Source organism: Kribbella sp. NPDC020701, from assembly GCF_055562215.1.
The window spans coordinates 37,318-59,148 of sequence record NZ_JBVHFT010000014.1 but is presented as its reverse complement, the minus strand read 5'-3'; the positions used below and the strand labels follow the sequence as shown (position 1 = coordinate 59,148).

The 21,831-nt window shown below is 68.4% G+C and carries 20 protein-coding genes; 9 read left to right on the top strand and 11 right to left on the bottom strand.

Annotated elements, in window-relative coordinates:
• Positions 1 to 75: 75 nt before the first annotated feature.
• Positions 76 to 963, bottom strand: a complete 888-nt coding sequence (locus ACZ3HV_RS29795; protein ID WP_465688913.1) for a LysR family transcriptional regulator — start codon at positions 961 to 963, stop codon at positions 76 to 78.
• 71 nt (positions 964 to 1,034) lie between these two features.
• On the opposite strand from ACZ3HV_RS29795, the gene ACZ3HV_RS29790 reads away from it, so the two are divergent.
• On the top strand, positions 1,035 to 2,243 hold the full coding sequence (locus ACZ3HV_RS29790) for an MFS transporter (protein WP_465688911.1): 1,209 nt from the start codon (positions 1,035 to 1,037) through the stop codon (positions 2,241 to 2,243).
• 4 nt (positions 2,244 to 2,247) lie between these two features.
• Positions 2,248 to 2,697, top strand: a complete 450-nt coding sequence (locus ACZ3HV_RS29785; RefSeq protein ID WP_465688909.1) for an aminoacyl-tRNA deacylase — start codon at positions 2,248 to 2,250, stop codon at positions 2,695 to 2,697.
• On the opposite strand, the gene ACZ3HV_RS29780 is transcribed toward ACZ3HV_RS29785, so the two are convergent.
• Together ACZ3HV_RS29780 and ACZ3HV_RS29775 are read right to left on the bottom strand one after the other, a co-directional pair.
• Complete coding sequence (locus tag ACZ3HV_RS29780) at positions 2,694 to 3,614, bottom strand: helix-turn-helix domain-containing protein (protein ID WP_465688907.1); 921 nt, start codon at positions 3,612 to 3,614, stop codon at positions 2,694 to 2,696. The genes ACZ3HV_RS29785 and ACZ3HV_RS29780 overlap by 4 nt on opposite strands.
• 1 nt (position 3,615) lies before the next feature.
• A complete protein-coding gene (locus ACZ3HV_RS29775) occupies positions 3,616 to 5,298 on the bottom strand; it encodes a chitinase (protein ID WP_465688905.1) in 1,683 nt (560 codons plus the stop codon).
• Between the two features lie 412 nt (positions 5,299 to 5,710).
• On the opposite strand from ACZ3HV_RS29775, the gene ACZ3HV_RS29770 reads away from it, so the two are divergent.
• Positions 5,711 to 6,535 carry an HAD family hydrolase gene (locus tag ACZ3HV_RS29770; RefSeq protein WP_465688903.1) on the top strand — a complete coding sequence of 275 codons (825 nt, stop codon included), beginning with the start codon at positions 5,711 to 5,713 and terminating at the stop codon, positions 6,533 to 6,535.
• Between the two features lie 305 nt (positions 6,536 to 6,840).
• On the opposite strand, the gene ACZ3HV_RS29765 is transcribed toward ACZ3HV_RS29770, so the two are convergent.
• On the bottom strand, positions 6,841 to 7,620 hold the full coding sequence (locus tag ACZ3HV_RS29765) for a Fic family protein (protein ID WP_465688901.1): 780 nt from the start codon (positions 7,618 to 7,620) through the stop codon (positions 6,841 to 6,843).
• Between the two features lie 24 nt (positions 7,621 to 7,644).
• Between ACZ3HV_RS29765 and ACZ3HV_RS29760 the strand changes: the two genes are divergently transcribed.
• The 4 genes from ACZ3HV_RS29760 (at position 7,645) to ACZ3HV_RS29745 (ending at position 13,733) form a co-directional block, all read left to right on the top strand.
• The gene (locus ACZ3HV_RS29760; RefSeq protein WP_465688899.1) at positions 7,645 to 9,867 is read left to right on the top strand and encodes a bifunctional glycosyltransferase/CDP-glycerol:glycerophosphate glycerophosphotransferase; all 2,223 of its coding nucleotides are present in this window, start codon (positions 7,645 to 7,647) and stop codon (positions 9,865 to 9,867) included.
• A 118-nt stretch (positions 9,868 to 9,985) separates the two neighbouring features.
• The gene (argS, locus tag ACZ3HV_RS29755; protein ID WP_465688897.1) at positions 9,986 to 11,680 is read left to right on the top strand and encodes an arginine--tRNA ligase; all 1,695 of its coding nucleotides are present in this window, start codon (positions 9,986 to 9,988) and stop codon (positions 11,678 to 11,680) included.
• A gap of 12 nt (positions 11,681 to 11,692) precedes the next feature.
• On the top strand, positions 11,693 to 12,724 hold the full coding sequence (locus ACZ3HV_RS29750; RefSeq protein ID WP_465688896.1) for an alpha/beta hydrolase: 1,032 nt from the start codon (positions 11,693 to 11,695) through the stop codon (positions 12,722 to 12,724).
• 40 nt (positions 12,725 to 12,764) lie between these two features.
• Entirely contained in the window at positions 12,765 to 13,733 is a 969-nt protein-coding gene (locus ACZ3HV_RS29745; protein ID WP_465688894.1) for a GNAT family N-acetyltransferase, read from the top strand.
• On the opposite strand, the gene ACZ3HV_RS29740 is transcribed toward ACZ3HV_RS29745, so the two are convergent.
• A complete protein-coding gene (locus tag ACZ3HV_RS29740; protein ID WP_465688892.1) occupies positions 13,734 to 15,221 on the bottom strand; it encodes an MFS transporter in 1,488 nt (495 codons plus the stop codon). It lies immediately after the preceding gene.
• Between the two features lie 145 nt (positions 15,222 to 15,366).
• On the opposite strand from ACZ3HV_RS29740, the gene ACZ3HV_RS29735 reads away from it, so the two are divergent.
• The gene (locus ACZ3HV_RS29735) at positions 15,367 to 15,945 is read left to right on the top strand and encodes a TetR/AcrR family transcriptional regulator (RefSeq protein ID WP_360364521.1); all 579 of its coding nucleotides are present in this window, start codon (positions 15,367 to 15,369) and stop codon (positions 15,943 to 15,945) included.
• Here ACZ3HV_RS29735 and ACZ3HV_RS29730 read toward each other — a convergent pair.
• Together ACZ3HV_RS29730 and ACZ3HV_RS29725 are read right to left on the bottom strand one after the other, a co-directional pair.
• On the bottom strand, positions 15,926 to 16,459 hold the full coding sequence (locus ACZ3HV_RS29730; RefSeq protein WP_465688889.1) for a dTDP-4-dehydrorhamnose 3,5-epimerase family protein: 534 nt from the start codon (positions 16,457 to 16,459) through the stop codon (positions 15,926 to 15,928). The two genes, ACZ3HV_RS29735 and ACZ3HV_RS29730, sit on opposite strands and share 20 nt — an antisense overlap.
• Positions 16,456 to 17,661 carry a DUF2786 domain-containing protein gene (locus tag ACZ3HV_RS29725; protein WP_465688887.1) on the bottom strand — a complete coding sequence of 402 codons (1,206 nt, stop codon included), beginning with the start codon at positions 17,659 to 17,661 and terminating at the stop codon, positions 16,456 to 16,458. Before ACZ3HV_RS29725 ends, ACZ3HV_RS29730 begins: the two co-directional genes overlap by 4 nt.
• A 300-nt stretch (positions 17,662 to 17,961) precedes the next feature.
• Between ACZ3HV_RS29725 and ACZ3HV_RS29720 the strand changes: the two genes are divergently transcribed.
• Positions 17,962 to 19,356 carry an FAD-binding oxidoreductase gene (locus tag ACZ3HV_RS29720; protein WP_465688885.1) on the top strand — a complete coding sequence of 465 codons (1,395 nt, stop codon included), beginning with the start codon at positions 17,962 to 17,964 and terminating at the stop codon, positions 19,354 to 19,356.
• Here ACZ3HV_RS29720 and ACZ3HV_RS29715 read toward each other — a convergent pair.
• From ACZ3HV_RS29715 to ACZ3HV_RS29700, 4 genes are read right to left on the bottom strand one after another with little or no spacing between them, the layout of a single operon-like run.
• Positions 19,353 to 20,099 (bottom strand): SDR family NAD(P)-dependent oxidoreductase, encoded by a 747-nt coding sequence (locus ACZ3HV_RS29715; RefSeq protein ID WP_465688883.1) that lies wholly within the window; start codon positions 20,097 to 20,099, stop codon positions 19,353 to 19,355. The genes ACZ3HV_RS29720 and ACZ3HV_RS29715 overlap by 4 nt on opposite strands.
• Complete coding sequence (locus ACZ3HV_RS29710; protein WP_465688882.1) at positions 20,092 to 21,333, bottom strand: AMP-binding protein; 1,242 nt, start codon at positions 21,331 to 21,333, stop codon at positions 20,092 to 20,094. The genes ACZ3HV_RS29715 and ACZ3HV_RS29710 overlap by 8 nt, the downstream gene beginning before the upstream one ends.
• On the bottom strand, positions 21,330 to 21,581 hold the full coding sequence (locus ACZ3HV_RS29705; RefSeq protein ID WP_465688881.1) for an acyl carrier protein: 252 nt from the start codon (positions 21,579 to 21,581) through the stop codon (positions 21,330 to 21,332). The genes ACZ3HV_RS29710 and ACZ3HV_RS29705 overlap by 4 nt, the downstream gene beginning before the upstream one ends.
• A 41-nt stretch (positions 21,582 to 21,622) precedes the next feature.
• Entirely contained in the window at positions 21,623 to 21,799 is a 177-nt protein-coding gene (locus ACZ3HV_RS29700) for a hypothetical protein (RefSeq protein WP_465688879.1), read from the bottom strand.
• Positions 21,800 to 21,831 lie beyond the last annotated feature (32 nt).

Here is a 21,831-nt window from a genome sequence, read left to right as displayed (position 1 = left end):
CGGGGGAAAGCCCTCTCACTGCAAGTCGACACCAAGAAAATTGGACGAACGCTACGGAAGTCACCGCCCCCGACGTCAGGTGGACGTTACCGGCCGGGACCGGACGAACGTCCGGAACCGTTCGGCCGCCGGCGTCAACTGCGTCCGCAGCCGCCACGCCATGCCGATCTCACGGCGGGCCTGGACACCGGCCAGAGGAATGGACACCGCGCCGCTGTCGGTCCCCCGAACAGCACCCGACGGCAGGACCGCCACCCCGAGTCCGGCACCGACCATGCTGTCGATCGTCGCCAGGTCGGTTGCCTCGAAGGCCAGCCGCGGTGTGAAGCCCGCCGCGCGGCAGAGTTCGTCGGTCACGCGCCGGAAGCCGAAGCCCGGTCGCAGCCCGACGAAGGCCTCGTCGGCGACTGCCTCCAGCTCCACCCGATGCCGGGAAGCCAACGCGTGCCCCTGCGGGACGTGCAGACAGAGCCGCTGCCTCTCGAGCAGGTGCCAGCCGAAGCGCTCCGGGTCGGGCCGCGGCGCGACGATCGCGATCTCCGCCTCACCGGTCTCGAGGTCCTGGACGATGTCGTGCGCCGGCTCCTGCCGGAGCGCGAAGTCGATACTCGGCGCCACCGCGCGGAAAGCCTTCAGCAGGTCCGGCATCAGACTGGTCGCCACCGAGTGCAGGAACGCGAGCCGGACCGTCCCCGACTCGGGGTCGAGCAGCGCGTCGATCCGCTGCCGCGCGGCGTCGACCGCCGCCGTCCCGGCCCGGGCCGCCTCCAGCACGAGCCGCCCGTACGGATTCAGCCGCACGCCGCGGTGCTCACGCTCGAACAGCGGGACCCCGAAGGCAGCCTCCACCCGCCGCAGCGAGCGGGAGAGATTCGGCTGGCTCGTCCCGAGGACAGCCGCCGTCTCGGTCAGGTGCTCGGTCTCCGCGAGTACGGCGAACCACCGCAGGTCCTCGACGTGCATGTGATAAGTGTATCGATTACTGCTGAGATCGACATTTTACGTATCGCACAAGCCGTGCCACTGTCGAAGACATGCACACGTCCGTCGCCCTCGAGCCCGGGTACCTGCCCGGCGATCCGGAGTACCGCAAGCTCTCCATTGCTCTCTTCGCGGCCGGCCTGGCGACGTTCGCACTGCTATACAGCACCCAGCCGCTGCTCCCCGAGCTGGTCGACGCCTTCCACGTCTCCCCCAGCCAGAGCGCCTTCACGGTGTCGTTCGCCACACTCGGGCTCGGCATCGCGCTTCTGATCGCCGGTCCGGTCTCCGAGGTCATCGGCCGCACCACTCTGATGCGGTGGTCGGTCGCGGCCACGTCAGCCTTCGCCCTGCTCAGCGCGTTCGCTCCGACCTGGCACACGCTGCTCGCGCTGCGCGGACTGCAGGGCATCGCCATGGCCGGGCTTCCCGCGGTCGCGATGGCCTATCTGCGGGAAGAGGTCCACGCCGACAGCCACGCACGAGCCAGTGGCCTTTACATCGCGGGTACGGCGGTCGGCGGAATGGCGGGCCGTCTCATCGCCGGAGGGCTCGCGGATGTCGGCGGGTGGAGGTTCGCGTCCGGTGGGATCGCGGTCGTCGGCATCTTGTGCGCCACCGTGGTGTGGCTACTGCTGCCGGCGTCGCGCAACTTTCGCCCGAGCTCGGCCAAGCCTCTACAGCTTCTCGTACTGCGGGATCCCGCATTGCTGGCGCTCTACGGCATTGCCGCCACCGCTGTTGGCGCGTTCGTCGCCGTCTACAACGGTGCGGTCTTCCGGCTGTCTGGAGCGCCGTACCACCTGAGTGCCGGCGCCGCCGGGCTGGTCTTCTGTGTCTATCTCCTCGGATCCGTCGGCTCAGCAACGGCCGGGTCGCTCGCGGATCGCTACGGTCGCCGCACCGTCGTGCCGGTCGGCTGCCTCATCACTTTGGCCGGCGTGGCGATCACGCTGGCCGCACCGCTGCCGCTCATCGTGCTCGGGCTCGCACTGATGACCGCGGGCTTCTTCGCGATCCATGGCGTGGCCAGCGGCTGGGTGCCGGTCCGAGCCCACGCCAGTGGCGGCAGTACGGGCCAGGCATCCAGCTTGTACCTCTTCGCCTTCTACCTGGGCTCCTCCATCTTCGGAGGCCTGGCAGGTACGGCGTGGAGTCACGCGGGCTGGAGTGGAGTCGCACTGGAGGCCGGGGCGTTGTTCGTCGTCACGCTGCTGCTCGCCGTACTGCTCAAGAGCGTTCCCAGCAAGGTGCCAAACTAGCCAGGTGACCAGAGCAACCGATGCAGCCGATCAGTTGGGACTCAGCTACGAGGTGACGCGGCACGGCCGGGTGAACTCGCTCGAGGAGGCCGCGGCCGCGCGAGGGATCGAGCCGGCCAGGCTGATCAAGACGATCGTGGTGCGGCTGGCCGACGACGACTACCGGTTCGTGCTGGTGCCCGGCGACCGGGAGATCGCCTGGCCGAGGCTGCGCGCGCTGCTGGGCGTCAACCGCATCTCGATGCCGGACAAGGACACCGCGTTCGACGTGACCGGCTACGTCCGCGGCACGATCACTCCGCTCGGCAGCACGCACGCCTGGCCGGTGATCGCCGACGACCGGATCACCGGCACGATCTCGATCGGCGGCGGCGACCACGGCGTCGGCATCACCGTGAACGCCGACGACCTGGTCAAGGCCCTCGGCGCCACGGTGGCCGACGTCACGGACTAAACCAAGAGCCCTCGCTGACCTGCGCGAAGGCCGGCCTGGAAGCGGGTCGTGGCATCCAGAGCTTTGAGGATGCGTTGCATACGGCGTTCGACTGTGCGTTGGGCTACGCCTAAGCGGCGGGCTATTGCCTGGTCTGTCAGGCCTGCCGCGGCCAGCGAGAGTAGCTGGCGATCCTCGGAGGTCAACGGACCTTCGGTGGCGGATGGCATCAGCGGGGTCGCCTGTTGCCACAGAAGTTCGAACAGGCGCACCAGCGCCTTCAGCAGACTCGAAGGCCCGAGCTCGACAAGCACGTCCGGACCCGTCGGCAGCAGCGCGGTACGCCGGTCGACCAGGACCAACTTGAGCGGGACATCACGCAGCATCCGGCAACCGGCGGACCGCGCCGCGGCCACGTCGGCCGGCTCGGAGAGCGACCTCATGTCGTAGACGGTTCGATAGGACACTCCATGCGCCCGTCGTGACTCGATCGGCAGCACGACATACGGAGGCCGATCGAGGCGCAGCACCTCCTCCCGGGCACTCTGCTGCGCCTGGAAGAAGCGTTGGGCCACGGCCTCACTGCCACGAATGACGGTCAGCAACCCGGCGTCGTCCCGGTGGAACTCCGAGGTGAGGACCGACGCGCCCAGCCGAGCCTCCACGATGGCTGCCTGTTTCCGCAGCGCGAGGAGCTCGACGGCGGCCTCCGGCACGGCAGGGAGGTAGCGAGCCGGACGGCCTGGTGTGCGAAACGCCAGGCCGAGGGACAGCAGGGAGCGTAGGTGCCGGCCGACGCGGGTGGCCGGCCAGGCGGTGTCGTGGGCCAGATCAGTCGTCGTGGACTCCGGGCGGGCCAGAAGCGCCCGGTAGAGCTGCTCGTCGTCCGAGCAGACACCGAGCGCCTCCAGCACCGGAGCCGGTCGATAACTGTGCATGTCAGGGCAACGCGTGAACGTGGGCGCCGACCTGGTTGGCGAACTGGCTGCCGTTCAGCGCGTCCCAGTTGGTCGACCAGGTCATCGCACCGCGCAGTGTCGGCCACGTGGTGCTCGGCTTGAAGTTGCCGCAGTTCGTGCCCTTGGTCAGGCAGTCCAGCGCGTTGTTGACGATCGCCGGCGAGACATAACCGCTCCCGGCCGCCCGCGACGATGCGGGTACGCCGAGACCGACCTGGTCGGGCCGCAGTCCGTTCTGGAGCATGATGCAGGCCTGGGCGGTGATGAAGTCGACCGTGCCTTGCGAGTAGACCTGTCCGTCGCAGCCGTTCATCGAGCCGGAGTTGTAGTACTGCACGTTCACCACGGTCAGGATGTCCTTGATCGCCAGCGCGAGCTTGAAGTACTCGAACGAGGTGCTCTGCATGTCGATCGTCTGCGGCGCCATGGCGACGATCAGCCCGCTGCCGAACTGGCTCTGCAGACTGTGCAGCGCCTGACCCATGTACTGCGCGTTGACGCCGTTCTCCAGGTCGATGTCGATCCCGTCGAAGCCGTACTCGCGCAGCACCGAGAGCGCACTGCTCGCGAAGTTGGCCGCGGCGGTCGGGTCGGCGACGGAGATGGTGCCGTTCTGGCCGCCCACCGACAGGATGACCTTCTTCCCGGCCGCCTGCTTCGCCGCGATGTCGGCCTTGAACTGGGCAACGGTGTAACCACCCAGTCCGGCGCTGTCGAGGTTGAAGGTGATGCCACCGGGCCGCGACGGGTCGGCGTCGGCGAAGGCGACCGCGATCAGGTCGTACGCCGCCTGCACGTCGGAGATGCGCTGCACCGTCGCGCCGTTGTTGAAGTTCTGCCAGTAGCCCGTGACCACGTGCTTCGGCAGCGGTCCGGCCGGCGGGTTCGTCGGTCCGCTCGAGGTGGTGCCCGACACGGTCGCGCCGTACGGCGAGCAGTTGCCACTCGGGTCACACGCCCGCACCTTGAAGGAGTACGTCGTACTCCTGCTGAGGCCGGTGGCGGTCCAGTTGGTCACGTTGCCGACGCTCTGCGCCGCCCCGGTACCCCGTACGACGTCGTAGTGGTCGATCCCGTTCGCGTCGGAGGCGGCGGACCAGTTGAGCTGCAGCGAGCTCGACGTCGGGCTACCGACAGCCAGACCGCCCGGAGTCGACGGCGGAGTGGTGTCCGCGGTCCCACCCGGCCCATCCAGTACGACGTCATCCACCTGGTACGGCGGGAGTGCGTACCAGCCATGCAGATAGATGGTGACCGAGGTGGCCGAGGCACTCGTGGTGAAGGGAACGGTCAGCTGGCTCCACGTACTACTGGTGGTCCAGGTGCTGGCTCCGCCGTCGACACCCAGGTAGACGTTCGACCCTTTGACCCAGGCCGACAGCGTGTACGCCGTATTGGGCTGCACCGGTATCGACTGAGAGCAGCGGGCGATGTCGCCCGAGCTGGGACTGGCTTGGAGCGCGTAGGTCCCGGAGTGCGGGGCGGACGTGGTGACGGCGCCGGCCGGACAGGACCATCCGGACAGCGAGCCGCTCTCGAAGCCGGCGTTGGTGACGAGGTTGGTGGCGGCGGATGCGGCACCGGGGGTCAGCAGGAGACCCATGAGAACGACGAGCAGGCTGGTGATGACCGCTGCCTGGGGGCGGTACGCAGGCGGTTTCATGACTTACAAAGTGTGACCACTCAATTACATTGTCAAGACCCTGCATAAAGTGAGCGCGCTCTCACGCGGGAAAAAGCTGAGAAATGTACAGGTCTTTACAGAGGAGACCTGGAGGAGGAAAGGCGACGGCCCCCGGCGGGGGGTGACCGGGGGCCGTCTTCGGCCACGGGCTCGGGGGGAGGAGCCGGGGGCCGTTCAGGAGGCGACAGTCTGCCACTGTCAGGGGGTATGTACCCCCCGAAAACGGATCTCACACATCTCAGTTCGGTTGCGAACCGGACCCGTTTGATCCAGGCGTCAGAACCGCCGATCAGGCGCTCCCAGCCAGTGTCACTGTCACACTGCTCACCAGTCTAACGGGATACCGGCCCACGCAAAAGCCCGGGTCCCTCGGCGTTTCGTCCGGCTGCCTATGCTCGACCTCATGGAGCACCCTGGGACCGCCCGATCGGCCGCCTTCTTCGATCTGGACAAGACCATTATCACCCGTTCCAGCACGCTCGCCTTCTCGCGGCCGTTCTACGCCGGCGGGCTGATCAACCGCCGGACCGTGCTCCGCAGCGCCTACGCCCAGTTCGTCTACCTGCTCGGCGGCGCCGACCACGACCAGATGGAGCGGATGCGCGAGTACATCTCCGCGATGTGCACCGGGTGGGACGTCCGGACGGTCCAGGCGATCGTCGCCGAGACCCTCGACCACATCGTCACGCCGATGATCCACGACGAGGCGGTGGAGCTGATCGAGCAGCACCACGCGGCCGGCCGGGACGTGGTGATCGTGTCCTCGTCGGGCGCCGAGGTGGTCGAGCCGATCGGGGCGATGCTGGGCGCCGACAAGGTGATCGCCACCCGGATGGTCGTTGCCGACGGCAAGTACACGGGCGAGATCGCCGACTACGCGTACGGTCCGCAGAAGGCGGCCGCGATCCGCGCGCTGGCCGCGGCCGAGGGCTACGACCTCGAAACCTCCTACGCCTACTCGGATTCCGTCACCGACGAGCCGATGCTGGCCGCTGTCGGCCATCCGTACGCGGTCAATCCGGACAAGGCGCTGCGCCGGCTGGCGATCGCCCGGGACTGGCCGGTCCTCGATTTCAGCGAGCCGGTCGGCCTGACCGAACGGTCCCGTTTCCTGCAGGTACGACGTCCCGCGGTGGCTACCGTGGCGGTCGCCGGACTGGCCGCCTGGGCCTTCTTCCTGGCCACCCGCCGGCGCACCCGGCCGGCCGCGCACTGACCTCTGACGACACTCGCAAGTAGCCTGGAAAGCTGAAGGTTGCTTCATTGTTCTCAACTCCATGAAGGCCGCGCATCCCCTTCCCAGGAAGGGTTTTCAGGAGTACAAAGGAAGCACAAGGATCTTCGGATCCGGTAGAGATTGCACGGCAGCCAGGCACCCACGCGGCGACCAGCCCATCCCAAACGGGCAGCGCGACCCAGGCCAGTCCTGTGGCGGCAAACCGGTGCACGCATGGTAACCCGGATGGCGTGCCAGCGACGGCGTTCTCAGTTGAGAGCGCCGTTCGCACGTCCGCACAAAGCTCAGTCGGCGACGGCGAGCGGCGAGCGTTCGGCACCCAGTGACACGACCTCACACGACCGCAGCAACCAGTCACGGACTCCGGTCAAACCTCGCGCTGCGTAGTCGCCGAGCCCCGGCGCATAGGAGCTCGCCAACTCACAGTGACCGACCTCGGGCACGGTGACCGCGACCGGGTCGATGCCTCGGGCAACCAACAGGCAGCGTTCGGCGGCGCGGGCAACCAGTCCGTTCGCGGTCGGGAAGGGGCGCAGGATGGCCAGCTCCGCGTGCACGACGGCCGCGACGACCAGGCCGGGCGCCGCGGTCGGGCGGGTCAGGTTCTGTGCGAGAGCGCTCAGCCGCTCCCACATCTCGTCGGCCGACGGCGCCGGCGGCAGACCGGGGATGTCGTCCGGCACCGGCTCCCGGCTGGTCCGCAGATGGCCCAGTTCCTCGTCCGGACCCAGGTCGACGGCGGCCAACTGGTGCAGTCTGGTCCATACCTGCACCGGGTTGGTGTCCACTCGCGGTGCGAGACCCATCAGCTCGCCGGTCATCCGGACCGCGCCGGAGGCCAGTCCGTCGGCAGCACCCCGCCGTACCTGGTCCAGCGTCGCCGGGCTGCCGGCCAGGACGGCGGAGGCGTGGGCACCGAGCAGCAGGGCCTCGGCGGTGACGTCCGAACCCACCCTGCGCAGCCCGCGGTCCCGGAGCAGGACATCGACCGCGTCCCGGGCCGCCCGGGCCGCCGATCCGACCCCTTCCAGACCGGCCAGTGGCTCGAACACATCTGTACTCATGACTGCACCTTAGGATGACGTGGCATGGCGCTCGGCACCGTCCCCAAGTTCAGCATCGTGGTCCCCTGCCATGCCTCCCGGGCGTGGCTGCGACCCTGCCTGGACTCGGTGCTGAGCCAGTCGTTCACCGACTTCGAGGTGATCGGGGTGGACGACGCCGACTGGGACGGCGTCGGCCGGATCCTCGACGAGTACGCCGCGGCCGACCCGCGGGTGCGGGCACTGCACCTGGTCGAGAACGTCGGCCTCGGTCTGACCCGGAACGCCGGGCTGAAGGAGTGCCGCGGCGAGTACGTCCTGTTCCTGGACGCGGATGACCTGTACCTGCCCGGCTCGCTGGAGGCGATCGCGCGCCGGATCGAGGACACCGGCCAGCCGGACCTCGTGCTGTTCGACTACGAGCGGATCTTCTGGGACGGCCGGGTGGTCGGCAACCGGCGGCACGACGCGTTCGCGCGGGAGGGCGCCGGGGTGTTCACCGCGGCGGAGCGGCCGATCTTCCTCACCTTCCTCGAGGTGGTCTGGAACAAGGCTTACCGCCGGGGCTTCCTCGACCGCCACGGGTTCGGCTTCACGGCGGGGTTCTACGAGGACGCGCCGTGGACCTACTCGACCATGCTGACCGCCGAGCGGATCGCCACGCTGGACCGAGTGGTCGTGCACTACCGCCAGCACCGGACCGGCGGCAACATCCACGCCACCGCCGGCCGCAGGCAGTGGGACATCTTCGACCAGTACGACCGGGTGCACGCGTTCATCCAGTCCGATCCGGACCTGACCGGCTGGCGCCGGTTCGCGTTCGACCGTTCGCTGGACCACATCCTCGCCGTACTCGCGAAGCCGGAGCGGCTCGATCCGGATGACCGGGCCGAGTTCTTCCACGCCGCGCATGCGTTCGCCAAGCGCTGGAAGCCCGACGGGTACACGACCGACCGGACCGGGCGCGGGTTCAAGCGCTGGCTGCTCATCCACGACGACTATGCGACGTACTCGACCCTCAAGCTCAGCGCGAGAGTCCTGCAGGTCCAGAGTCCGCGCAAGACCGTCGGCAAGCTGCTCCGGCGCGGCAAGCTCGACCCGAACCTGGCGGCGTACACGGCCTACTGGGGCAAGCAGTTCGCCTGCAATCCACGGGCCATCTACGAGAAGGCAGCCCAGCTGGCGCCGAATCTGCGCGGAGTCTGGGTCGTCGACGCCGACCACCTGAGCGCGATCCCGGAGGGAGTCGAGTACGTCGTCGCGGACTCACCGGCGTACCAGAAGCTGCTGGACCGGGCGACGTACTTCATCAGCAACATGAACTGGCCGAAGGAGCTGGACAAGCGCGAGGGCCAGATCCACCTACAGACCCAGCACGGTACGCCGCTCAAGACGATGGGGACCGATCTGCGGCACTTCCCGGCGGCCGCGAAGGACCTGGACCTGGACGAGCTGATGCGCCAGACCGACCGATGGGACTTCAACCTGTCCTCGAACCGGTACTCCTCGGAGATCTGGGAGCGGACCTACCCGGCGTACTTCGAGGAGCTCGAGTACGGCTACCCGCGGAACGACCGGCTGCTCACGGCGACGGTCGACGACGTCCGGGCGATCCGGGCCTCACTCGGGTTCGACGACTCGCACCTGGTCGTGCTGTACGCACCGACGTTCCGCGACGGCGTCGACTCGATCCGGACCCCGAGCGGCCTGGTCGACCTCGGCGGGGACGGGATCCACCTCGACCTGGACGAACTGGCGACGGCGGCCGGTGCGCACGCCCGGGTGCTGGTGCGGACGCACTACTCGTTGTCGAAGGCACCGGAGGCTCACTCCGGCGCGGTGATCGACGTGTCGGAGCATCCGCGCGTCGAGGACCTGATGCTGGCGGCGGACGTGCTGATCTCGGACTATTCGTCGATCAACTTCGACTATGCGAACCTGGACCGCCCGATTGTGCTGCTGGTCGACGACAAGGGCTTCTACGACGGCCGGCGTGGGACCTACTTCGACGTCACCGAGTTCCCGCCCGGGCTGATCGCGCGGTCGGCCGAGGAGCTGCACACCGCCTTCCGGACCGGCGCGTTCGCGGCACCGGAGGCGGCCAAGCACCGGCAGCTCTACCGGGAGAAGTTCTGCGAGTACGACGACGGCCGCGCGGCCGAGCGAGTGGTGCGGCGAGTGTTCCGCGGCGAGACCGACGTACCGGCGATCGTGCCGCTGGGCGACCGGCGGCCCGCACCCTCGCCGTACTTCATGCATAATGGCTGACATGTCGATCAGCCTGGAGTCCCTGAGCGCCCTGCGCCTGCGGTCCAGCCTGCGACGACGACGCACTGTCTGAACACCTCAGCCTGTTCCAGTCGCGTCTCCCCTGAAGGACTTCATCATGTCCGCTGTTCTGCCTGTCCTGGCCACCAGACTGTCCACCGCCGCCATGGCCGCCTTCGGTCCGGCGTACGCCGACCTCGATCCGGAACTGCGGTCGGCGACCAAACCCGAGTTCGGCCACTACCAGAGCAACCTCGCGCTCCGGCTCGGCAACGCGTTGGGCCTGTCGCCGCGCGCAGTCGCCGAACGCCTCGTAGCCGAGCTGCGGATCGGGGATCTCTGCGAAGAGCCGGCCATCGCGGGACCCGGTTTCATCAACCTCACGCTTCTGCCGTCGACGCTCGCAGCCGCCGTCAACCAGCCACAGACCTTCCAGACCAGGGGTGAGCGGGTCGTCGTCGACTACTCACAGCCGAACGTGGCCAAGCAGATGCACGTCGGCCACCTGCGGTCCACGGTGATCGGCGACGCGCTCTGCAACGTCCTGCGGTACGTCGGGTACGACGTCATCCGGCAGAACCACGTCGGCGACTGGGGCACGCAGTACGGAATGATGATCGAGCAGCTGCTCGCCGAGGGCTTGGACGCGAAATCCCTTGATCTACAGGGATTGCAGCTGCTCTACGAACGGAGCCGGCAGCACTTCGATGCCGACGGAACCTTCGCCGACCTGTCCCGGGCACGGGTCGTGCTGCTCCAGTCCGGTGATCCGGAGACACGGGCGATCTGGCAGCGGATGGTCGACGTGTCGCTGGACGACTTCGAGCAGGTGTACGCGTTGCTCGGCTCCGCCCTGACGCGGGACGACGTGGTCGGCGAGAGTGCGTACAACCACGATCTGCCCAATGTCGTCGACGAACTGCAGGCAGCCGGTCTGCTGACCGAGTCAGAGGGGGCGATGTGCGCCTTCCTGCCCGGGTTCGTGGGCCGGGACGGATCGCCGCTGCCGGTGATCGTGCGGAAGTCCGACGGCGGCTTCGGCTACAGCGCGACCGATCTCGCCGCCATCCGGCACCGGGTGAACACCCTGCACGCCAACCGGATCGTGTACGTCGTGGATCACCGGCAGGCGCTGCACTTCGACCAGATCTTCACGCTCGCACGGACGGCAGGATGGTTGCCGTCGGCAACTCCGGCTGAACACGTGTCCTTCGGCACCGTCCTCGGACCGAACGGAAAGCCCTTCAAAACCAGAGCCGGCGGCACGGTGAAGCTGACCGTGCTGCTGAACGAAGCCGTCGCGCGGGCCGGCGAGTTGCTCGAAGACCGGGAGGGCATCGACCGGCAGGCGACGGCGCGGGCGGTCGGCATCGGAGCGGTCAAGTACGCCGACCTGTCCAGCGACCGGGGCAACGACTACGTGTTCGACCTGGACCGGATGGTCGCGATGACCGGCAACACCGGGCCGTACCTGCAGTACGCCCACGCCCGGCTGACCCGGTTGCTCGCCAAACCGGGCTCGGACGGCGGCGAGGTCACCGAGCTCAAGGACCCGGCCGAAGAGCGGCTGGCCCTCTTGCTGACCGGTTTCGCCGCCACGGTCGCCCAGGTCGCCGAGACCCTCCAGCCCCACCGGCTCTGCACTTACCTGTACGAAGTCGCCTCCGCACTGTCCACCTTTTACGAACAGTGCCCGGTCCTGACCAGCGAGGGCCAGACGAAGGCGAGCCGGATAGCCCTCTGCACGGCGACCCGGGCGGTGTTGCAGGATGGACTCGGCCTGCTCGGTATCGAGGCCCCAGACGCCATGTGACGGAGGATGCCCATGTTGCCGTGGTCCGCAGATCTCGCCGGCCGGCTCGAGCGGAAGACGTACGAGAGCGAGTTGCTCCGCGGGAACCCGCTGGGTGATCCGCATGAGCGGCCGGTGCTGGTCTACCTGCCGCCGGGGTACGACGACTCGGACCAGCGCTATCCGACGATCTACGTGACGATGGGGTACACCGGCCACGTCGGGATGTGGTCCAACCGGGTGCCGTTCCGGCAGCCCTACCCCGAGTTGCTGGACGCGATGTTCGCCGCCGACGACGTGCCGCCGGGGATCGTGGTGTTCGTCGACTCGTGGACCAAGTACGGCGGCAGCCAGTGCCTCGACTCTCCGGGCACCGGGCAGTACCACTCGTACCTCTGCGAGGAGATCGTCCCCTGGGTCGACGCGACGTACCGGACCATCGCCGATCGCGATCACCGGGCCGTCACCGGTAAGTCCAGTGGTGGCTACACGGCTATGGTGACGCCGCTGCTCCGGCCGGACGTGTTCGGCGCGCTCGCGACGCACGCGGGTGACGCGGCCTTCGACCTCTGCTACCGGCCGGAGTTCCCGGTGCGCGCCCGGACGCTGCGGGACAAGTTCGACGGCAGCTACGAGAAGTACTTCGAGGACCTCGCCGACCGGACGGGCCGGACCACGAACGAGGACCTGCACCTGCTCGAGATGTACGGCTACGCCTCGGCGTACTCCGCCGAGCCGGACGGCACCGTGCTGCTGCCCTTCGACGATCTGGGCGCGGTCATTCCGGAGATCTGGGAGCGCTGGCTGTCCCGCGACCCGGTCGAGATGGTCCGGGAACCGCAGTACGCCGAAGCACTCCGCTCACTGCGCGCCGTTTGGATCGACGCTGGCCGGCAGGACGAGTACTACCTCGATCTGGGCGCCACCGCGTTCCATCGGGCCGCCAAAGAGGCAGGCCTGGCGGACGAGCGGGTGCACTTCGAACTCTTCGAGGGCACGCACGGCGGCATCGAGTACCGCTACCCGATGGCAGTCCGCTGGCTCTGCGAGCAACTCACGCAGTAATTGGGGTGCTGCGGCCGATCGCACGTCGTACCTTCGAGCCATGAGCTGGCCGGAGGGGATCGAGGCTCGTCCGATCGACAAGGCGGACGCCGAGGCGTGGGCGGAACTGCTGGCTGCCCGGGAGAAGGTCGACCAGGAAGGCGAGAACTACAGCGCCGACGACCTGATCGAGGAGCTGGACGACCCGCATCTGGACGCGGCCCACGACACCATCGGTCTGTGGGCCGACGGGCGGATGGTCGCCTACGGGAAGGTGCAGGCGACCGTGACCGTGGTGGACGTGGACCGGGTCCGGACCGAAGGCACTGTCCACCCGGAGTGGCGCCGGCGCGGCCTCGGTACGACGCTGATGCGGTGGCTGATCCAGCGGGCCGGTGAGGTGCACGCCGCCAAGCACCCGGACGCGGTCGGCGAGGTCACCAGCGGCACCATCAGCACGAACGCCGGCGCCGACCGGCTGCTGCGGAACTTCGGCTTCGAGGAGACGCGGTACTTCTTCGACATGAAGCGCCCGCTGGATCAGCCGGTCCCCGACGTGGCCCTCGCGGACGGCTTCCGGCTCGAGGCCTTCGATCCGTCGATCGACGAGGCGCTCCGGCTGACGCACAACGAGGTGTTCCGCGACCACTGGGGCTCGACCCCGCGGGACGCGGAGAGCTGGAAGGTCTGGAACACCGGAGCGCGGTCGTTCCGCGGCGGATCGTCGTACGTCGTCCTGGAGGGCGAGACGATCGCGGCGTACGTGCTCGGCTACGAATGGGACGCCGACACCGAGGTGACCGGGATCCGGGAGCTGTACATCGGCCAGGTCGGGACCCGCCGGGCCTACCGGGGTCGCGGGCTGGCCCGGGCCGCGTTGGCGAAGGTGCTCGCCGAGGCCGTACAGGCCGGCTACCAGCGGTCGGGCCTCGGCGTCGACGCCGACAACCCCACTGGCGCACTCGGCCTGTACGAAAGCCTCGGCTTCTCGGTTCACGGCAAGTGGGTCACCTACCGCTTGCCGCTCTGATCAGACGTGTGAGTCGACCACCACGGGCTCATTCGTCGCCTCGATCGGCTCCGGCCGGGTGCGGAACCAGTTCCACGGGCGGACGCTGATCACGATCATCGTCAGGCTCAGTACGGCGTACACGAGGGATCCGATGAACGCCGCGTGCACCCCGTCGACCAGGACCTCCCGCGGGATCGTCGAGCTCGAGTTGCGGCTCGCCGTACCGAAGATGGTGACCAGGATGCCCAGGCCGAGTGCGCCACCGACCTGCTGGACGACGTTCAGCATGCCGGACGCGGCGCCCGAGTCCTCCGGCGCGACACCGGAGATGGCCCGGCCGACGAGCGGGATGAAGATCATCCCGGCACCCGCTCCGAACAGCAGCAGCGGTCCGACCACATCGGCCAGATACGTGCTGTGCGCGTCCAACTGGGTCAGCCAGACGGTGCCCAGCGCGACCAGGGTCGATCCGGTCAGCATCAGCTTCGCGCCGTCGATCCGGGCGACCAGCTTCGGTACGACTCGCGACGCGGTGAACAGCAGACCGGTCAGCGGCAGGAAGGCCAGACCGGCGGCCAGCGGGCTGAGCTCGAGCACACCCTGCAGGTACTGCGTGAGGAAGAAGAACATCCCGAACATCGTCCCGACCACGAGCAACATCGTCACGTACGCCGCCGACCGGTCGGCGGACCGGAACAGGCGCAGCGGCACGATCGGGTGGCTGACTCGGCGCTCGATCAGCACGAACGAGACCAGCAGGACCACACCGGCCGCGAACGCGACCAGCACCTCGGTCGACGTCCAGCCGGCGTCGGCGACCCGGATGAAGCCGTAGACGAGCGAAGTGATGCCGAGCGTCGAGGTGAGCGCGCCGGCCACGTCGAACCGGCCGGTCTCCGGCGCGGTCTCGGTCAGCACCCGGCTCGCCGTGATCACCAGCGCGATACCGATCGGGACGTTGATGAACAGACCCCAACGCCAGGACACCCAGTCCGTCAGCATGCCCCCGAGCACCAGGCCGACGCTTCCTCCACCGGACGACACCAGGCTGTAGTAGCCGAGTGCCTTCATCCGCTCGGGACCTTCGCGGTAGGTGAGCATGAGCAGGGTGAGTGCCGCCGGTGCAGCGATCGCACCGCCGATGCCTTGCAGGACACGGGCGGCGAGCAGCAGCTCGGCGTTCGGCGCGAGTCCGCCGAGCAGCGAGGCGAGGGTGAAGATGCTGATACCGGTGATGAACACCCGGCGCCGACCGAGCAGGTCGCCGGCGCGGGCGCCGAGCAGGAGCAGACCGCCGAACGCGAGCGCGTAGGCGTTCTGCACCCAGGACAGGCTGGACGGGCTGAAGTGCAGGGCTTGCTGGATATGAGGCATCGCGATGTTCACCACGGTGCCGTCGAGGATCACCATCAACTGGGTGACCAGGATGACTGCGAGGACTACCCCGGCCCGCCGGGCTGGCGTGCCTGAGGCGGCGCCGGCCGGCGCCGCGGCTGTTGCCGACATATTGCTCCTTACCCCGGAGGGGCTACAGTTGGGAGGGAAAGCGGAGCGCTCCTCCGGATACAATACGGAGGCACCCTCCGCTTTGCAAGCGATATTGTGTGCGGACTTTCAGCGGCATGCCCGCCACGGACAGTGAGGAGGCCGGATGGCGCCCACACCGTTGCCGTCCCTGCGGCCGACCCGGGCCGACGCGGCGCGGAACTACGACCTGCTGGTGACGGCCGCCCGGGAGGCGTTCTCCGAGCACGGCACGGACACCTCGCTGGAGGAGATCGCCCGCCGGGCCGGCGTCGGCATCGGCACGCTCTACCGCCGGTTCCCGAGCCGGACCGCGCTGCTCGAGGCGGTCTACGTGGACGAGATCCAGTCCGTGTGCGATCGCGCGTACGACTTCGACCGGGAGCTGGAGCCGTTCGAGGCGCTGGCCGCCTGGCTGCGCAGCTTCGTCGGGTACGGGCTGTCCAAGAAGAGCCTGGCCAGCGAACTCACGGTTGCCCTAGGCAAGGACTCGCAGTTCTTCCAGTCCTGCAAGGTCAACGTGCAGGAGGCCGGCCAGCTGCTGCTGGACAAGGCGAAGGCGGCCGGCGAGGTCCGGCCCGAGCTCGAGCTGATGGACATCATGCGACTGGTCGGCGGCATCAACATGGGCCGCGACATGGAGCCCGAGCAGGCGCATCGCCTGCTCGACATCGTCCTGTGCGGACTCAGGCCCGCTGCTTCCTGACGTCCGCCAGTGACGGGTTGGCGGCGTCCCTCGCGGTGTAGCTGAGCTGCTCGCGCGGGAACGGCCAGTCGATCCCCAGCTCGGGATCGAAGAGATCCACGGTGATCCGCTCCGGCGACCAGTGCTCGTTCACCAGGAAGTTGTACGTCGTGTGCGGCACGAGCGTGCAGAACGAGTTCCCGACGCCACGTGGGACATACAGCGCCTGCGACGGGCCGAGCTCGAACGTCGCGACCTGGCCGAATGTCTCGATGTCGCGCAGATCGACGAGCGCGACGAACACCCGCCCGGCTGACGGCGACAGGTACTTGTCCCACGGCTCGGCGTGGATCCCCCGAATGATCCCGGCCCCGGCCAGCGACAGGACGTTGTGCTGGACGACGTCGAAGCGCGGCATCCCAGCGGCCGCGAGCTTGCCCGCGTGGAAACTCTCCTTGAACCACCCGTCGTCGTTGAGCTGAAGCTCCAGCTCGATCCGCAGCGCCCCGGGGATCCCGGTCTGGTGAACCTTCACCGGCGGACCTGCCGGCGGGCGTCGAGCTGCGCCTGATCAGCCGCGGTCAGGCCCGCGTTCCACCCGGCGCCGTTCGTGATGCGTGTCCGCCGGGTCGTCGTGTTCGGGAACAGCTTGGTGAACAAGGCGTCCACCTGCTCCTCCCGCTTGGCCAGCACCGGCAGCAGCCGGCCCGCATCGGCCTCGGGTACGGCGGCCTGCGTCGCGGCCGTGGACGCCTCCAGCCGCTCGCCGATCCGTTGGGCGTAAGCCATCAGGAACGACTGCCGGAACGAGCGGGTTCGGGACTCGCCGCGGTGACCAATGTGTTTGCCTGCAGCAAGCATCGCGCGGTTCGCCTGGACCAGCAGGGAGGTGCTGAGGATCTCCGTGAGCTGGAGATCCAGCTCGGCACCGACGATCGTGACGACGGCCAGGTTGTCGATCACGACCGTACGGCAGCGGTTGGCCGACGCCACCGCGCCGACGAGCTGCGCCTTCGCGGACACGTACGGCGTATCGACCCAGAGCCGGCGGCCGGCGGAGTCGTCCGGGATCTCCACCTCAGCGTCCACCAAGGCGCTGTCGAGGGAGAACTTGGCCATCAGCTCCTGCGCCTTGCCGGACAGGGCTTCCGCCTCGTCCGGGAACTCGGTCGCCTCCGCCTTCGCGAGCAGGCGCCGGATCCGCGCCAGCATCTTCCCGTTCACCGGTACGACGTGGTGCTCACCAAGAACCGTCGTCCCCGGCAGTGGATAGAGCCGGGACAGGACCGGCAAGGCCTGGAGGAAACCGGCCAGGGAGAGGGCGTGGTGCAGCGTGAGATACCGACCGACACGCGCTGCGGCCGCCCAGGCGGTGAGCGTCAACTCGGTGAACGGCTGCGGGATACCGACGGCGGTCAGTTGATCGAGCCAGCGGGGGTCGATGGTGGCGGCCTTGTAGCGCTGGTGCTCCGCGGAGATCGCGGCCAAGAGGAGCGGCTCAACGCCGGGGTCCAGCTCGCGCCGGCCGTGCTGGACCACGTCGGCCGGCGCCCAGCCGCGTTCCCAGGTGGTGCGGAGCAGGCCGGCCAGAAACACCTGCAGGCAACGATCCACCTGCGCTTGATCGCGTTCGTCGTACGCACCGAGGCGAGCCAGCTGACCGTCGGCCCGGTCGTCGCGCCCGGCAACGATCGTCGCCGCGACCGGTAACAATCGCAGGATCTCCTCGTCACTCACTCGGACAAGTCTGACAGACACGCGCGAGGGTCTGCCCGAAAGGACCGGAGCGTCCTCGGTCGACGACGGACTGATGATCGACCTGAGCCTGCTGAACCAGGTGACGGTTGCCCCGGAGGCACGCCGGGAACGTGCCTGGGTGCGATCGTTCTGGGACGCGCTGCGACCGCACACGAGGCGACGAACGACCGGACAACGTCTTCCACCGCAAAGAACATCAGGCCGGCCATCTGAAGGTTGCCTTAAGCCCACTCTGGGACGATCCTGCCGAAAGGGGACATCTCAGGGGGAGGCAGTCTCATGACTCAACTTGCCGACAGCGGCATCGGTGATCTACGCACGACGATGGGCGGACCGGTGCTCGGACCGGACGACTCCGGGTACGACGACGCACGCCGGCTGTGGAACGCGGGGATCGATCGGCACCCGGCCGTGATCGCCCGGTGCCAGAGCGCGGCGGATGTCAGCCGGGCGGTGCTGTTCGCGCGCGACCACGGACTGGAGATCGCGGTCCGTGGTGGCGCGCACAGCCCGGGCGGCTCGGCGTGCGTCGACGACGGGCTGATGATCGATCTCGGCCTGCTGAACCAGGTCACGGTCGACCCGGTGACGAAACAGGCCCGGGTCGGCGGCGGCGCCTTGCTCGCGCAGCTCGACGCGGCCGCCCAGGAGCACGGCCTGGCGACACCCGCCGGCATGATCAGCCACACCGGCGTCGGTGGCCTGACGCTCGGCGGCGGCATGGGGTGGCTGACCCACAAGTACGGGCTCAGCATCGACAACCTCGTCTCGGTCGAGATCGTCACGGCGGACGGGCAGGTCCGGCGCGCCTCCGACGACGAGAACCCAGATCTGTTCTGGGCGGTTCGCGGTGGCGGCGGGAACTTCGGCGTGGTGACGGAGTTCGTGTTCCGGCTGCACGAGGCCGGGCCGATGATCCAGTTCGGGCTGGCGTTCTGGGATCTGGACCGGGGCGCCGACGTACTACGGATGGCCCGCGAGGTGATCGGGAAGCTTCCGGACGAGGTCAGCATCGTGGTCGGCGCCGTGAATGCACCGCCGGCTCCGTTCGTGCCCGCCGAGTACCACTTCCGGCCCGGGTACGCACTGATCGTCACCGGCTTCGGTACGGCCGAGGAGCACGCCCAGGTCATGGACGAGATCCGCTCGGCCGTGCCACCGCTGGTCGAGTTCGCGAGCCCGATGCCGTACACGGCGTTGCAGCAGATGCTGGACGAGGCGAACGCGTGGGGCTTCCACGCCTACGACAAGGGCTTCTACCTCGACGACTTCACCGACGAGGCGATCGAGGTGATCACCGAGCACGTGCCGCTCAAGCAGTCGCCGGGATCCGTCGTGCTGTTCTACCGCCTCGACGGCGCCTACTCGAAGGTCGCCGAGGACGCGACCGCGTTCAGCGGCAGCCGGGCACCCGGTTACGCGGGCTTCCTCATCGCGGTCTGCCCGACACCGGAGCTGCTCGAGCAGGACCGGGTCTGGGTGCGGTCCTTCTGGGACGCGCTCGTACCGGTCGGCCGTGGGATCGGGAGCTATGTGAACGCGATCAGCGACAGCGGCGCGGACGATCGGGTGCGGGCGTCGTACGGCGCCAAGTACGACCGACTGGCCGCGATCAAGGCGACGTACGACCCGGACAACGTCTTCCACATCAACGCGAACATCAAGCCCGCCTAGATCGACGCCGCTCCGTCGATGACCAGGACCTGGCCGTTGATGTTGGTGTTGTCGAGGAGCAGCATCCGGACCACCGGTACGACGTCGTCCGGTTCGGTCAGGTGACCGGTCGGGGTGCGGCGGACGATCTGGTCGAGTTGGGTCTGGCCGAGGACCGCGGACATCTCCGAGGCGAAGAAGCCCGGCGCGACCGCGTTGGCCAGGACGCGGCCACCGAGTTCACGGGCGAGTGAACGGGTGGCTGCGTCCATGCCGCCCTTGGTGGCGGAATAGGCGACCAGCCCCGGGTACCCACGCTGTGCGCAGATCGAGGTGACGTTGACGATCCGGCCCTTCAAGCCCTTCGCGAGCATGCGACGGAGCACGAACCGGGTCAGGATCAGCGGCGAGGTCAGATTGGTCCGGATGATGTCGTCGAGACGCTCGGCCGAGGTGTGCACATGCAGCGAGTCCTGGCCGATCGCCGCATTGTTGACCAGGGCGTCGATCGGTCCGAGTGCTGTCTCCACGGCCTTGACGAAGTCCTGCCCGGCCGCGGAGTCGTTGATGTCGACAGAGCCGTAGTACAGGTGGTCCGGGTACTTCTCACCGAGCGCGGTCAGCTCAGGAGTCACGGTCCGGGCGAAGGCGGCGACCTTCAGGCCGGCTGCGAGCAGGTCGGTGACGATCGCCAGGCCGAGGCCGCGGGATCCTCCCGACACCAGTACGACCGACGCGGGCGGGACCACGCTGACTTCAGACATCACTCTTCAGGGTTTCCTTCTGCGGGATCGCGTCGAGGAACGTGATGCGCCGCGGTACGCCGTAATCGGGCAGGCGGCTCGAACACCACTGGACCAGGTCGGCGTTGCTGATCGGACCCAGCGCCCGGTTCGGCACCACCTCGGCGGCGACCATCCGGCCGACCAGAGGAGCCTTGCGCGCGAACACCCGCGCCCAGGAGACACCCGGGTGACCCATCAGCACGCTGCGGACGACACCGGCGGACACCTTCGATCCGCCGACGTTGATCTCGTCGGTGTCCAGCCGCCCGGTGATCATCACCCGGTCCCCGTCGTACTCGACCCGGTCTCCGGTATGGACCGCACCGACCAGACCGGCCCCGTGATGCGGTGAGCGGATGACCAGTTCGTCGCCGTCGATCGAGAGGATCGGGCGGTCCGGATCGGGCTTGCGGTCGAGCCAGGTTTTCGGGAACCCGGCCTTGCCGTCGTGGACCACGATCGACGCGCCGACCTCGGAGGACGCGTAGATCCAGGAGATCCGGGTCTTCGGGAAGATCTCCCGGAGCTGGTCGAGGATCGCCTGGTCGACGGGCTCACCGCCGAGCGTGATCTGCTCCAGCGGTACGTCGCTCAGCGCGTCGGCGTCACGGTAGATCGCCTGCCGCCAGAAGGTCGGCGTACCGGAGGCGGCGGTGACGCCGTGCTCGGCGGCGATCGCCGGCCAGTCGTCGAGCTCGCTGGGCTCGATCACGACCAGGCCCTGATCGGCATGGGTCAGGGAGAGGGTGACGACCTGCCACCACGCGTAGGTGCCCGGCGAGTACGGCAGCAGCCACGTACGCGCGGGTTGGTCGCCTGTGACCGTGGTCAGCGACTCGAGGGTGTGGCCGATCCGCTTCGGGCGGCCGGTCGAACCGGACGTGAGCAACCAGGCGCGGCCCGACTCCTCGACGCGCTTGAGTTTGGCCGGGGTCACTTCCCCATCGGGCAGAACGACCGCGAATCCGGACTCGCCCAGTTCTTCGCGCATCCGCTCGTCGACACGGGTCGCGGTGGAGACCAGGAGCTCGGTGCCGTGCACCGCGTGGTGGCGGAGGGCGGCGAGCGCGTCGGCGCCGTTGTCGACCAGGACGGCCGCCGGCGAAGGAATCTGCGGGAGCTTGTGCAGGGTCCGCCAGGTCAGGCTCTTGCCGGTGACGACCACTGTGTTGTCGTCACCGATCAGGGCGGTGCTCCGGCGCCGCGTGCTCACGCCGACTGAAGCTGCTCGATGAAATCCAGCACGTCGCCGACAGTGGCGATCCGGCGCAGCCCGGGGGCATCGAAGTTCAGCTCGTCCTCCAGCTCGTCCTCCACCCGGAGGGCCAGCTCGGAGAAGTCCAGCGATCGGAACCCGATCTCCCTCAGATCCGCCGCGTCATCAGCCGGCAATGTCCGTCCCTGCGCCGTCATCACCTCACCCATCAATTCCCTGATCCGACCCCGGTCCACCGAACTCATAAGCCCAAAGCCTAGCGTCCCCGATTTTCCGCGGGCCGGGCTCAGGGGGGTTCCGGCGGCGGTGCTCCCGCTGGCGACTGACGGCGTACCCGGGCTTTCAGGCGTTTGATTCGCGCACTGATCTCCCAGCCGACCAGGGCGATCAAGGGGCTCGCGGCGGCGACGGCGGCGAGCAGGACCTCCTCGACCGGCAGTCCCGCGATGTGGAGGGCGACCATCGAACCTCCCGAGCGCTGCGGGTCTAGGAGAT